Annotated in this window: 9 protein-coding genes and 1 pseudogene; 2 read left to right on the forward strand and 8 right to left on the reverse strand. The window is 39.7% G+C overall.

Going from position 1 to position 14880, the window contains the following annotated elements; translation table 11 throughout:
• Window positions 1-354 precede the first annotated feature (354 nt).
• From RMZ95_RS28305 to RMZ95_RS28315, 3 genes are all read right to left on the reverse strand, one after another.
• Window positions 355-648, reverse strand: a complete 294-nt coding sequence (locus RMZ95_RS28305; protein WP_322686072.1) for a hypothetical protein — start codon at window positions 646-648, stop codon at window positions 355-357.
• A gap of 856 nt (window positions 649-1504) precedes the next feature.
• A complete protein-coding gene (locus RMZ95_RS28310; protein WP_322686098.1) occupies window positions 1505-1651 on the reverse strand; it encodes a hypothetical protein in 147 nt (48 codons plus the stop codon).
• A 169-nt stretch (window positions 1652-1820) separates the two neighbouring features.
• The gene (locus tag RMZ95_RS28315; protein ID WP_322686071.1) at window positions 1821-2291 is read right to left on the reverse strand and encodes a helix-turn-helix domain-containing protein; all 471 of its coding nucleotides are present in this window, start codon (window positions 2289-2291) and stop codon (window positions 1821-1823) included.
• 3 nt (window positions 2292-2294) lie between these two features.
• Here RMZ95_RS28315 and RMZ95_RS28320 point away from each other — a divergent pair, with 3 nt between their 5' ends.
• Window positions 2295-2420, forward strand: a complete 126-nt coding sequence (locus RMZ95_RS28320) for a hypothetical protein (protein WP_322686070.1) — start codon at window positions 2295-2297, stop codon at window positions 2418-2420.
• Window positions 2421-3028: 608 nt separating this feature from the next.
• Here the strand turns inward: RMZ95_RS28320 and RMZ95_RS28325 are convergent.
• Window positions 3029-3244 (reverse strand): annotated as a pseudogene (locus RMZ95_RS28325) (HU family DNA-binding protein); the annotation flags it as partial.
• 473 nt (window positions 3245-3717) lie between these two features.
• Here RMZ95_RS28325 and RMZ95_RS28330 point away from each other — a divergent pair.
• Window positions 3718-9570 carry an AAA family ATPase gene (locus tag RMZ95_RS28330; protein ID WP_322686069.1) on the forward strand — a complete coding sequence of 1951 codons (5853 nt, stop codon included), beginning with the start codon at window positions 3718-3720 and terminating at the stop codon, window positions 9568-9570.
• 225 nt (window positions 9571-9795) lie between these two features.
• On the opposite strand, the gene RMZ95_RS28335 is transcribed toward RMZ95_RS28330, so the two are convergent.
• The 4 genes from RMZ95_RS28335 to RMZ95_RS28350 form a co-directional block, all read right to left on the reverse strand.
• Window positions 9796-10020 (reverse strand): hypothetical protein, encoded by a 225-nt coding sequence (locus RMZ95_RS28335; protein WP_322672995.1) that lies wholly within the window; start codon window positions 10018-10020, stop codon window positions 9796-9798.
• Window positions 9989-10843: an SDR family oxidoreductase gene (locus tag RMZ95_RS28340; protein WP_322686068.1), complete on the reverse strand. Its 855-nt coding sequence runs from the start codon at window positions 10841-10843 to the stop codon at window positions 9989-9991. The genes RMZ95_RS28335 and RMZ95_RS28340 overlap by 32 nt, the downstream gene beginning before the upstream one ends.
• Before the next feature lie 320 nt (window positions 10844-11163).
• A complete protein-coding gene (locus RMZ95_RS28345) occupies window positions 11164-11427 on the reverse strand; it encodes a glutathione binding-like protein (RefSeq protein ID WP_322686067.1) in 264 nt (87 codons plus the stop codon).
• A gap of 51 nt (window positions 11428-11478) precedes the next feature.
• Window positions 11479-14694: a type I restriction endonuclease subunit R gene (locus RMZ95_RS28350; RefSeq protein WP_322686066.1), complete on the reverse strand. Its 3216-nt coding sequence runs from the start codon at window positions 14692-14694 to the stop codon at window positions 11479-11481.
• Window positions 14695-14880 lie beyond the last annotated feature (186 nt).

Raw genomic sequence — 14880 nt, forward strand, 5'->3', positions numbered from 1 at the left:
CTAGATTGTTGAAGTGTGCCAAACCCTTGCCGCATAAAACCCGGAACTGAGATGTAAAGGTGGGTGTTGGGGAATTGTCAACCATGTGAGCGAATTCAGTTGCACCGTCAGAACTTGGGATGGGGAATATACGGTTGGATTGCAGTACCTGAAGTCGTACAACTACTTGCCTGCCGAGAGCAGATGCGGATGATTTGCGATGCCTGCCGCAGGCTGTTCGGTGTCGCATTGGTCGGGTGTATTCCGATTCGTTGGAAGAGACAGTCAAAAGTCTGTTACAGTCGTTGGGAAAGCTGAATAGACCTTATTTGACTGAGTTGGAAGAAAAACTTTTGAGCCTTCTGGAGTCAGAAGTTAAAGTGTGATAGCTAACTGTGTAGTCAACTCTTCATAAAACTGTTCATGTGAACCTGAATAATTTTCTGCATCTAAACGTGTTAAGTATCCCTTCTTGCCTGTGTAAGGATTAGGGATATAGCTGTAAATGTATAGTTTTCTACATTCGGGATTTTCAGACCAACCAATATTGAACGCAGCATATTTGGGAAAAAAAGTGATTGCATTGTAAGAATCAATGCGATCGTGAATCCACCATGCTAAGGCTGTCCAGTCGGCAGTTCTCTCATAATAATCAATAAAAGAATTCACAATAATACAGGCTGTAGCACCGATATAACCTTGAGTGTCTAAAATATCCCAAATATGAACTGCGTAGTTAAATTCGTTACTAGCACAATTGTACTGATTTTTATTTTCTGCACCTTTAGCATTTACGGCAGATGACCGATATCCAGAGCAAATGCCGATTCTTCCAAAAGCTTGTTGAATTGGTTCTAGAACTTGTTCACAAAGACTTTTACCAGAGGCGATCGCTAAATCAGGATTATCTGGTATATTTGGGATTCCTTCAATTTGAGAAATTTATGAGTGTAGAAAATCACGCATAAAAATTTTTTTGACAAACGTACCCGACCTAATTATTCCAATGATTTGACAGTTTGTGGTCTTTTCATCATTGTTAATTTAATTTGATGTGATGAATATCCGCAAATATAACTTGAGTGATGACATTAAAAGTTTGGAACTTGATATAAGGCGAGAACTAAGTAGCCACAGGAATACTCAAAATTATAGACTGACTACTCCACAAACATCGCATTTCTCCATAAGGAGGCTAAAGCTAAAAAACTTAACTTTTTATGCTTGCTACCACTGCATTATATCTATTTGTTCACACTAGCGCGATCGTGGCGTTGCTGAATTCAGGCATGAAAATGATTTGCGTGATTTCAAAACCTTTGTAAAGACGTTGTATTGCAAAGTCTTTACACTCACATCTTGCACCTGACCGAACAAACCCGTAAAAGGCAAATAAGGAGTGCAAAAATATAATAGAAGATGAAAATGACTTTTTAAATACCTAAGTGTAAAAAAAGCTACTTTAAAACAGTAATATCACATAGCTAATATTAGAGAATACAAGATGTAGCTATGACTATTTGCGTCATCCCATACTGCGATCGCCATTACCGCTAGGCATCTGTGCAGCTACATAAATGTCGAGTGCTTGTGCTAGTTCGCCGTCAGCATCTAGGACAAAATCAACCAAGGCTTGTTTGAGTGTGTGCGATCTTTTTACTATGGCATCCACAAGCGAATCTTTCTACTCAACAATTGTAGCCTATAGCGTTTTTGAGGATTATCGCATCTAGCAATAGCTAGATTTTTTTAGCCATAGCGTTTTCTATTCTTATCAGTCCAGTATGATGATTTAGCGGCTACATTAATTGTGGGAGTCGGTGAAATAGATTTTGCGATGCCTACGGCGGGCTACGCCTACGCTTCACACTCAGTTTTGGGGTTAACCATCCTTCCGGAGGCGATCGCAAACTCAAACCCTCAAACCCCTCCGCTTCCACTCGAACTTCACCTGTAGCATTGTCGAAATGAATCAAAACTGAAGGTTCCATATTTAAGTCATTAACCCCTAATTGCACAATTTTGGTTGAATTTAAACATAGTAAATCAGCTAAACTACAGCCAAATATTTTACACAAGGCACTAGGGACTTCTGGAGAAGCGTTTTTGACATCTGTATTTGTCTCCATTCTATGCAAATACTGGCGGGAAATATCTACTTCAAATTCAGTAAGCCTTTTGGATAAATTCAACAATGGTATATCGCCACGCAACTCACGCATTTTCTGCCCACGCGCAGCTATCCATTTTATAGAACCTACTTCTGTTAGTGGTAACATTACGACCTCTTCCATTTCTTCTCTACTTGTCATATTATGCAACTTTTAGTTTACAAACATAACAGTTTATTGCAACTATTTGTAGCAGAAGTTGAGTCATTGCGATCGCAACTCAGAGAAAATCAATATAAACCCCATGCTTCATCTTGGCTGGGGCTATGAATCACTGGTTGTCTTGAAGAACTACAATCAAGCAATTATTACTCTCCAAACAATTAGAAAGTATTGAAGATTAGCTGTCTTTCTCAAAAGAGGTTTTTCTAGATTTCAAATTTTTTAGCCCACGTTTAAATATTATTATGAATACAATACTAAGGGCAGAAGTAATAACTAATAAAATCGCTATTGGGAGAAAACAATTTCCTTGAGTTGTACTCCACGAACACGAGAAAAGTAGAATCTGTATACCAAAGATGCTGAATCTAACGAGGCTAAATATGCCAATCGCGCCAACAGATATAAGAAGATATCCAGCAGTTTTATTTTTGTTCATAAATCCCTAGCATCTGATAAAAAATTATTTTCTACTCAAAATTACACTTCTGGAGAGCTTGTTCCAAAGTCAACATGATTGAGGGTTAGATAATCCGACTATCCTTAAAAAATCAAGCGCTCATGTCTCATAGAAAAGAAACATTGGAAGTGCGTAGACAAGCATTCACGGTAGGCAACCCTAACTATAGTGAATAAACTAGTACTATGCCGAAACTTCCAGAGTGCGATAACTGTCTTTTCTATTCACATAACCCCCACCTCGTCTGTGTCGTTCACGTTTTGGGATTACGCCCTTCGCGTTCTGAGCGATACCTTCGGCACACTTCGTGAACGCGTTGCTCGAATGAACCAAACCCTATGAGCGTTACCTTTTCACCATTAGCTACAGCCTCGGTAACAGCTGACAAATAAGCACTGATTACTTCATCAGCTTGCTTTTTTGTGATGTTGGTCTTTGCTGCTACAGCATCCACTAGTTCGTCTTTGTTCATAAATTACCCTGAAGTATTGCAGAAAATCTAGCATTACTACCCCTAGTTAGAAAAGGGGAAAATGAATAACAATCAAGCAGCATACGAAAATTAACAATGCACGGCTACTGCTGTAGCGAAGTTAATATCTTTGACTTCAACTTGGTATAAATTTCTGGCATTGCGAATTGGGAAAAGCAGCGAATTGTTATGAGGGACTATTTTGCGTCTTTGCTCTCGGTGTAAACGCCCACTGTCGTCGAGCGCATGAATTACTGATAGGGAGAATCGTACTCCTTTTTCACTTTCCACCTCGCTGAATAATTTGAGTTAATTCATTGCGGCTATGATTTGCTTCTGACCAAAAAGTATTGGTTTTCCCGAAAATAACCATCAATTCCTCTCGATAGCGTTATACAACATCAAGTTGATGGGAATACTAATGTCAGTAAGGAAAACAAAATCCTGTCATAAGGTATGTATAGATAACGACTATGAACTCTATCCCCATCATTCCAGGATATCAAATTAACTCTCAACTGTATGCTGGCTCTAGAACCAACGTGTATCGAGCTATCCGCCAATCAGACCAACTTCCAGTCGTTATTAAACTTTTGACCTTAGAGTATCCCAGTTTTAACGAATTACTACAATTTCGCCATCAGTACACAATCAGTAGAAATCTCAACATTGCTGGAATTATTCATCCCTTATCGCTAGAAACCTATGGCAATAGTTATATTTTGGTGATGGCAGATATTGGAGAAATTTCTTTAAGAGAATACATTAAAAACTCAAGTTTATCCTTAATAGAAGTTTTAAATATTGCTATTCAACTAGTCCGTATTATCCACGACTTACACGAAAGTCGCATTATTCATAAAGATATTAAACCAGCAAATATTCTGATTTATCCTCATACAAGACAAATTCAACTCATTGACTTTAGTATTGCTTCATTATTACCTAAAGAAACCGAAGAAATTAAAAATCCAAATGTTTTAGAAGGAACTCTCGCCTATATTTCCCCAGAACAAACAGGCAGAATGAACCGTGGTATCGACTACCGCAGCGATTATTATTCTCTGGGTGTAACATTCTATGAAATATTAACTGGAAAGTTACCATTTAATTGTGATGACCCGATGGAATTGATGCATTGTCATCTGGCAAAACTGCCATCGCAGTTAGAAGGCAGAAGTAAAGAAATACCAAAAGTCTTATGGAATATTGTCATGAAGTTAATGGCAAAAAACGCCGAAGATCGATATCAAAGTGCCTTGGGATTAAAGCATGATTTAGAACTTTGTTTAGCCCAAATCCAAGATACAGGAAAAATTAGAGATTTTGAAATCGGTCAGTGGGATGTCTGCGATCGCTTCCTGATCCCGGAAAAGTTATATGGCAGAAAAGCAGAAGTAGCTAGCTTATTACAAGCATTTGAGCGTGTGGCTCACGGCACATCAGAAATCGTGCTAGTAGCGGGATTTTCGGGGATTGGGAAAACTGCTGTCGTGAATGAAGTCCACAAACCAATTACCCGCCAGCGGGGTTATTTTATCAAAGGTAAGTTTGACCAATTCAATCGTAATATTCCCTTATCCGCCTTTGTGCAAGCTTTACGCGACTTAATGGCGCAATTGTTGTCAGAATCAGATGCACAATTGGTACACTGGCGCAATCAAATTCTTCAAGTTCTTGCAGAGAACGGGCAAGTTTTGATTGAAGTAATTCCAGAATTAGAACAGGTAATTGGTAAACAACCACTTGCACCAGAACTATCGGGAACGGCGGTACAAAATCGGTTTAATTTGCTCTTTCAAAAGTTTATTGCTGTCTTCACCACAGGGGAACATCCATTAGTGATGTTTCTGGATGATTTACAGTGGGCAGATTTAGCTTCGCTACAGTTAATTAAACTGCTGACGGAGAATCAAAAATATCTACTTTTGTTAGGTGCTTATCGAGATAATGAAGTGTCAGCCGTACATCCATTTATGTTGAAGATGGAGGAACTCAAGAAAACTGGTAAGACTATTAATACTATTACTCTTGCCCCCCTTGACTTGAATGATACTAATCAGTTAGTGGCTGATACTTTACATTGTACGACACAGATATCGCGCCCTCTAACAGAATTAATCAATCGCAAAACTAAAGGCAATCCCTTTTTTACCACGCAGTTTCTCAAGGCTTTATACGAAGATAAACAAATCAAATTCGATCGCGAGCAAGGTTACTGGGAATGCGATTTTGCTCAAGTCAATGCGCTATGTGTAACTGATGATGTGGTGGAATTTATGGCTACTCAGTTACAAAAATTGCCCCAACAAACGCAAAATATCCTGAAGTTAGCTGCTTGTATTGGTAACTCTTTTGATTTAACTACTTTGGCAATTGTTTCACAACAGTCATCACAGGAGGTGGCAGATGCTTTGTGGAAAGCTTTGCAAGAAGGATTGATTTTACCGCAAAATCAAGTTTATAAATTTTATCTCAGCCATGAGCAAGAAGTTAATACTAACAATATCGAAAATGTTGCTTATCGCTTTCTGCACGATCGCGTCCAACAAGCTGCTTATTATTTAATTCCCGAAGACCAAAAACAAGCTACTCATTTGGCGATCGGTCAATTATTGCACGCTAACACGACTGCAACTCAACTAGACAATATCTTTGAAATTGTCAATCACTTGAATATAGGCATTGATTTGATAACTCAGCTTGACAAAAAATTGGAGTTAGCACAACTGAATTTGCTAGCGGGGTGCAAAGCCAAAGCAGCGATCGCCTATAATGCTGCTGTCAAATATTGTACCCAAGGTATTGACTTACTGCCTTTTAATGCCTGGGCAGAACATTACAGATTAACCCTGAATCTGCATAATGAGCGTTTAGAAGCTGCCTGCCTCAATACAGACTTTGACAAGCTGGCAGGATGGGGTGACGTTGTATTGCAATCTGCTAGTTCTTTGCTTGATACTATTAAAGTCTATGAAACCCGAATGACGGCATTTCGGTCTCAAGGTCAATTTGCCAAAGTAATTGAGACTGGATTGCAAGTATTGAAATTACTCGGTGTGGAATTTCCCGAACAGCCAATGATGGCAGATATTAGCGCAGCTGTCCAACAGACAAGGCAACTATGGATGGGGCGCGCACCCCTAAGTTTGCTGGATTTGCCTGCGATGAGCGATCCGCATCAACTTGCAGCCATGCAAATAATGACTACACTGGTTTCCTCTGCATACATTGCTAAACCGACACTATTACCACTACTCACATCCAAGCAAGTGGAGATGGCTATCCAGTTTGGCAATTCATCTATTGCCATTTTTTCCTATGCAGACTATGGAGTGACTCTTTGTGGTTTGATTGGAGATATTGATGCTGGGTATGAGTTTGGACAACTTTCATTAAAGTTACTAGAACAACACCACATTAACGCTTTTAAAAGCAGAGCTTATTTTATTGTCAACAGCTTTATTCGCCACTGGAAAGAACCATTAAATCACAGTATCCCATGTTTACTAGAAGCTTATCAGAGCGGTTTAGAAACTGGAGATTGGGTATGCGTAGCGTTGAACTTAGTGTCATATAGTCAGTGTAGCTATTGGAGTGGTCGAGAATTAAATGATTTGGCACAGGAAATGGAAATTCATCAGCAAGTCATCAGCCAGGTCAAACAAGAAGCAACGATAAAATATTATGAATGCTACCAGCAAGCGATTCTCAATTTATTAGGACAAGCGGAAGTTCCCTATTGTTTACAGGGCAAAGTCTTCAATGCCGCCCAAATCTTACCCAGCTTCCAAGCTGCCAGCAATCGCACGGGGTTATTCTATCTTCATCTCAATCAAGCTGTTCTCTGTTATTTGTTCGGAGAATACGAAGCAGCCTCAGAACAAGCAGCCTTAGCAGAACAGTATAGTAATGCTGTAACTGGCTATTTCGTCGTAGTTGTCCGAGTTTTTTATGATGCTTTAATTCATTTAGCACGCTACACCGATGTTAATGCCGAAGAACAATCAGCCATTTTAAAGCGAATCAATACCCATCAAGAAAAACTACAAATTTGGGCTACTCATGCTCCATTCAATCATCAACATCGTTGGCAACTTGTAGCAGCAGAACGCTATCGAGTGCTTGGTCAATTTACTGAGGCGATGGAACATTACGATTTAGCTATTGCCCAAGCCAAAACACATGGTTATCTGCAAGATGAAGCACTCAGCAATGAACTGGCCGCTAAATTTTATCTAAGTTGGGGCAAACAGAAGGTGGCAGCAGGCTATATGCAGGAGGCGTACTACTGTTACGCTCGTTGGGGCGCAAAAGCCAAAACCGAGGATTTGGAAAACCGCTATCCCGATTTAGTACGCGTTATTCTCCAGCAGAGAGTACAATCACTGCAAATGCTGGAAACGATATCGAGCAGCGTTAGTCGCCCGCTCTCGGTTCATAATTCCACTCATTTGGGTCGTTCTTCTAGCACTGACATTAGTAGCTTTGATTTTGCTGCTATCCTCAAAGCCTCTCAAGCCATTTCCGGCACGATTCAACTGGACGAACTACTGCACAGATTAACACAAATTATTCTGCAACATTCTGGGGGCGAACGTTGTGCTTTAATCCTACCTAATACTCAAGGAAAATGGTTGGTAAGAGCCATTGCTACACCCGAAAACACAGAACTTTGTGCCGAACCTTTAGAGGGCAACCCTAACTTACCAATTAAGTTGATCCAGTACGTCAAAAACACCGAAGAAATTGTGATGATTGACGAACTCAAAACCAATTTACCTGTAATTGATGAGTATTTAAGTCAACGACAACCAAAAAGTTTGTTGTGTTTGCCAATTCTCAATCAAGGACGCTTAATTGGAATTTTGTATTTAAAGAATCGTTCTACTAGTAGTGTGTTTACAAGCGATCGCATCCTCATTCTCAACTTTCTTTGTACCCAAGCGGCCATTTCTCTAGAAAACGCCCGTCTTTATCAAGATGCACAAATTTATACTCAAAAGTTAGAACAATCTCTAGAAAAATTACGGCTTAGTGAAGCCCGCTTTCAGAAACTAGCAGATAATATTCCTGGCATGATTTATCAGATCCGAATTAAAGCCGATGGTTCAGCTTCAGTACCCTACGTTAGTTCTGGGTGTCAACCTCTTTACGAAGTTCCAGCAGAAGATTTCCTGTCAGGGAAATGTAGCATGCGTGATTTTGAACATCCCGACGATGGAGCAGAGGCCTTTCAGGCAGTTGTTGAGTCAGCACAAAATCTTACCCCATTTCAGCATGAGTGGCGCATTGTTACACCCAATGGGAATATCAAGTGGGTAAAAGCTGCTTCTCAACCAGAACGCGGCGAGGATGGTGAAATGGTATGGGATGGAATTCTAATTGATATTAGCGATCGCAAACGTGCTGAAGCTGCCATTAAGCAAAAATCTCAAGAACTGGAAAATGCTCTGCAAAAACTGCAACAAGCCCAACTGCAAATGATCCAACATGAAAAAATGTCTGCACTAGGTAACTTAGTTGCTGGAGTAGCTCACGAAATGAACAATCCCCTCGGCTTCATTTCGACTAGCCTCCAACAAGCTAAACCTATCTTGGCTGATATCACTGAACACCTAAAATTATATCAAAAAGCTTTACCGAATCCAGAAGTAGAAATTCTCGAACATGCTGAAGAAATTGACTTAGACTATAACTTAGAAGACATACCAAACATGGTTGACGCAATGGTTATAGCTTCTGAGCGATTAAAAAATATCAGCACCAGCTTAAGAACTTTCTCCCGGGGCGATAAAGATTATAAAGTGCCATTTAACATCAATGAAGGCATTGATAGTACAATTTTAATTCTCAAACATCGCCTGAAAGCGAATGACCAACGTCCAGAAATTATAGTTGTAACTGAATACGAAAATTTACAGCCAATCGAGTGTTTCCCAGGACAATTAAATCAGGTATTTATGAATATTTTAGCTAATGCTATTGATGCTTTAGATGAGTCGATTAGAGGGCGGAGCTTTGAGCATTTTAAGCTAAATCCACATCAAATTATAGTTAGAGCTATCATTGAAAATCATACCTTAAAAATATCAATTGCTGATAATGGCACAGGAATAAACGAAGATGTAAAAGCACGCATATTCGACCATTTATTTACTACGAAAGAAGTGGGAAAAGGCACAGGACTAGGACTAGCGATCGCACAGCAAATTGTGGAAGAAATACATAGGGGTAGAATTGAAGTTAATTCTGTTTTAGGAAAAGGAACAGAATTTATAATTTATATTCCCATTACTGAGAAGCTATTTATAAAAGAAATTTAAAAGAGATCCTTCAGATAAGAAAAGCAGCGATAAGATACTGTTTGTGCAGTATACTTAGAGGTTGTTTAAAAAGTGGTTGGCTGTGATTTTAGGCACTAACTGATCCCCCCTAGCCCCCCTTAAAAAGGGGGGAACCGGAATCAAAGTCCCCCTTTTTAAGGGGGATTTAGGGGGATCTAGAACGTTTTGTTACCGAGAAGAAAACTTTTCAAACATCCTCTTACACTAAAAGTGTTTAATTGCAGTAACGTTACTTGCCAAGAAGCAGTCAAGAGCGATCGCACTTCGAGAGTTTAGATATCTCTTAAAAAGTAATGAAGAACGAGTGAAGTATTTGCGGCGGGTGATATACTCTTGCTGTGAAGCGGGATTTGATTGGTAAAAAGTGATGCCGATAAAGAGCGATCGCTCTATATTCTCACAACCAAAACTTTCGATAATCCTCAACATATTGCCGCATCGTCAGTGGCGGACGACCGAGTAATTGCTCTACATCTGGTGTAATGCCACCTGCCAATCCTAAACGAGCGGTTGTATAAATTGCTGCCATTACCAAAATGAAGTCCAACGACAGCCCGCGATCGCGCATTTGCCAAATAAACTTCAACAATGAGGGATTAGTATAGCGAATTGGTTTACCCAAAACTTCTGTAAAAATTTCTGCTACTTCATAGTAAGTCAAGGCTTCCCTACCCGTGAGCACATAAGCTTTTCCCAAATGCCCATCTTCAACCAAAGCACGTACCGCAACGGCAGCAAGATCGCGCACATCAATAAAACTGGTTTTACCATTACCAGATGGCAGAAGCAATTCACCACGAACTTTGATGTCTTCTCTGTGTATGGTATTAAGATTTTGCATAAAAAAGCTGGGGCGTAAAAAGGTAGCTTTAATACCTAATTGGTTGATATAGCGTTCAATTTGGGAGTGTGGCAGAAAACGGTTGTGTTCGGCTCCTAGTATTGAAACAAACACGATATGTTCAACGCCTGCAAGTTTTGCAGCATTTAGGACTGGGGCAAATTGCCTCTTCACATTGGCAAATGCAGGCGGACGTACTAAAAAAAGTTTGTTGACTCCTTCAAAAGCGCTTGCCCACGTGTCGGGGTTAATAAAATCGAACCAGACACAATGAATGTTGCTGCCTAATATTTGTTGAGCTTTGTCGGGATTTCTGAGTGCGGCACAGACATGACAATCGTGGGATAGTAGCAAGCGAATAACCTCACAGCCAACATTCCCAGTCGCACCCGTCACTAAAATTTTCAACATTCCTTGTTTGCCGATTTGGTTTAATTAAGAGGCGCATTTTATCAACCTATTTCTAACTTTAGAACATAATTTAATATGCACGCCCTAGTAATCTCTACCTATTTTTAACAATTACGCTGCTCGTTTCACAAATTCGTCTCAATGCCACCTGATTGCATCAAGCCTTGGATAATACTGTTCTTGGACTGGTAACATAATGCGATCGCCTAAAAACCCGTTCAATTTATTTCTTCGCAGTATGAGTACGCTTGGGAATGAGAACAGGTTGAATTATTTAATAATTTATCATCACCCTTGTTGACTTATCCCTGGTCTTGTATTTAAGGAACTTGCATTCCGCGTTGCACAGCCGGACGTTGCTGCACTATCTCCACCCAGCGTTTAAGATTTGGGTAATTGTCGAGTGTTAAACCAAGAAATTCATAAATCGCTACCCACGGATAAGTTGCAACATCCGCAATAGAATAGTTACCACAGATAAATTCATAGCCCTTTTTTAATGGTTGTTGTAGGGCTTGTTTCCAGAGCCTTTCAATATTTTTGAGGTAATTTTGGGTAAATATAGGCGATCGCTTACAAAGCAATTGTGTTGTATCATAAAATACGGGATCTGATGAAAGTAACTTTTGCAGTATTCAACCAGCATCATAGATACTCCTTTGTCCAGAGTAGTTCTCATAAATGTGTTGATAAACTTCCTGACATTTCTGTTCATACAGTTCAGTAGAATAACTCTGAGGTAACTTATCCAAATTATCCTTAATTGCCACTTCCACCGATGCTCTGGTTTGCTGTTTCTTCTTCCAATCCAAAACTAACCTCTCGTGTTTGAGAGTTTTCAGTAATTCTCTTGCAACTTGTTTGACTTCCTGTTCTTCTTGCTTAGTCAGTTGAATTTCTGGTTTAGTCAGTAAATCAAAAATTGCTAGTTCTTCTTCAGTGAGATTTTTGGCGATCGCTCTTTTATCTTCAACACCCAATTCCTGAGCAAAGTTAATCAAATCATTGAAGAATATCTGCACGTTGCATGAGTCAGCATTGTACTCTGCAATCATCTGCTGGAATTTCTCCAGGTAGTCGATGCGAGTTTTATTTAACCTCACCATTTGCTGGAGTTTTTGGGCGATCGCAGTTTTGAGTTTTTCTGTCTCTGTTCTCTGGTAGTCAGTACTTGTAAATTTATTTTTTAATGCTTCAAAGTCGATTTGACTTAAGTCGATGCGTTGAGAGTGGGATTCTGTGATGACAAACTCCCCAGCAGTGATGGACAAATCTAACAGTTCCTCCACTTGTTCTATCACTTCAGAGACATCAACTTCTGGTACTTCCGCGAGAATTTGGTCTTTGATTGTCTGCAAGTGAGCATTAATAGTGGTAAATTCATTAGCAGTAGGATCTGGGAGGATAGCTTTGTAGAGTTTGTTAACGTTACCTGCTAGAGAAAGATAAGTTTTTTTAGCATCATCATTAATAATGATGCATTCCACTGCATCTGCCCAAAATTTGGTGCGTGCAAAACCTTGTGCTGACTCCAGTACAGCAAAATCAATGCCTTTTTGCGTACAGAATGTTGTGGTTTGGGCGATCGCTTCTCTCAATTGTGCCACTAAAGCAGTTTTCGCTTTAACTGGAGTATCTCCTTCTTCAACACCACCACCAGATGCAGAACCATAAATAGTTAGTGCTTTCTGTAAATCGCGGAAGACACCAATGTAATCAACAATTAAACCATTGACTTTACCTGGGAAGACACGATTTGCTCTGGCGATGGTTTGCATCAGAGTATGGTTCTTCATCGGTTTGTCTAAGTAAATGGTGGAACAACTGGGAACATCAAATCCAGTCATCCACATAGCGCAGACAAATACGATCCGTAGGGGATGAGATGCATCTTTGAATTTTTCATCCAGTGCAGGAGATTCACTCACTAACCTCTGACGGTGAGGCGTAATGTCTAACGGTTCGGCTTCGCTCACCGTTAGCCCTGAGCGGAGCCGAAGGGCTAATTCTTTTTTCTGAAATGCTTCTACTTCATTTTGAGATTGAGATATGACTACTGCCATATCTGTTTCTGACATATATTTAATAGTGACTGATAATTTTTTGCGTTCAAATTCGCTCAAATTAGATTCAGCAAGTTGATTTTTTAATTGTTGCAGGTGTTGTTGCCAGTGGTGCTGAACTTTGTTGTACATTTTGACAGTAGTAAATCTGTCAATGCTGACAATCATTGCTTTACCCTGGTATCCTCTACCTAGTAAATGGCTGACAATATCTTGAGCGATTTTTTCTAATCGGTCATCTCTGGTAATTAATTGATATTCTCTGGCACATTGTCTGGCTAATTTATCCTCTTCTTCCTCATCCATTGTTGCAGATTCAATAATTTCTGCCATATCTTCATTGAGTGCATCATTGGTGAGTTGCAATTCGGGAATGCGGTTTTCGTAGTAGAGAGGAACTGTGGCGCTATCTTCTATTGATTGGCGGAAGTTATAAATGCTGATGTAATCACCAAAGGTTTTTTTGGTTTCTTGTTCTCCTAACATTAAAGGTGTACCAGTAAAACCAATGAATGCTGCATGAGGTAAAGCATTCCTCATGTTGAGCGCGAATGTGTCATACTGACTGCGGTGTGCTTCATCGGCAATGACGATAATATCTGACCGATCTGAAAGTTGGGGATAGGTTCCGCCTTTTTCGGTGCGGAATTTTTGAATCATCGTGAAAATGTAGCGATGATCTTCTTGCAAAAGTTGTTTGAGGTGTTCTCCACTTTTGGCGCGGACATTTTTTTCGATTTCTGTCACAGCACCAGCATAGGCAAAGTTTTTATAGATTTGTTCGTCTAAATCTTCTCTGTCGGTAATAATCACAAATGTCCAATTACCATAGAGTTTACGCAGCACTTTTTGGGAGAAGAAAACCATTGAGTAACTTTTACCGCTACCTTGGGTATGCCAAAATACTCCTAATTTTCCTTGATTGGTTTTGATTTTCTCAACTGCGGTAACTGCTTGGTTAACACCTAAATATTGATGATTTTTAGCAACAATTTTTACTAAAGCGCCTTTGGCAGCGTAGAAGAAGATAAAATTTTCAACTATATCGAGTAATTTGGTAGGTTCACAAGTACCTCTAATAATTGTGTCTAGAGAAATTATCCCTTCTTCTCCTTCTGAGTTTATCTTTTTCCATTCAGCGAAATGTTCCCATTTGGCAGTTAAGCTAGCAATGCGACTTTTTATGCCATTGGAGAGGATGATAAATGCGTTGTACCAGAATAGTTGAGGAATAGTTTGCTTGTAATCTGTAAGATTATTTTTATAAGCAAGTTCCAAGCGTTGGTGATGTGCTTTGAGTTCGATGAATACTAGAGGTAAACCATTCACGAACCCGATTAAATCTGTTCTTCTGGTGTAAATCTCTCCTGTAACCCAGAATTGGGAAGCGAGAAAAAAGTTATTATTTTCTGGGTGATTCCAGTCTATGACTTTAACTGTTTCTGCTCGATCGTCACCCTCATCATTTTTGAAACTGACTTTTACCCCATCCTTGAGGAGTTGATAAATTTCTGCGTTCGCATTGGCTAAACTCAAGGTGCTTCTATCACGAGTTAATTCTTCAATCGCCAGTTGGATAGCTTCTGTGGGTAAGTCAGGGTTTAAGTTTTGTAAAGCTGACTGGAGTTTGGGAATTAAAACTACCTCATCCCTTGTTTGTCTACCCAGTGTGCTGTTTGTACCAAAGGTTTCATGGTAACAGTTGGCTGTTTGCCATTGTAGTTGCGAGAATAGCTCTATGGTGGAGTTTTCTAGCGCTGCTTCTGAGTCTGGGTGAGGTGGATGCATAGGTATGGAGTATCGATTTACTCCATTTTTAACTCAAAAGTTCGGCGTTGGGGATGGAGGGGGTGATTTTCTTATACACAGTCGCAAAGCTTCAACCCAATCTACACAGATAGATCGCAGTGCAACAAACTTTGAAGTACTCCAAAACGACTTTTAGGTACCTCAAAACGACTTTTAAGTACCTCA

The organism is Nostoc sp. DedQUE07, assembly GCF_034530975.2.
GTDB lineage: Bacteria > Cyanobacteriota > Cyanobacteriia > Cyanobacteriales > Nostocaceae > Nostoc.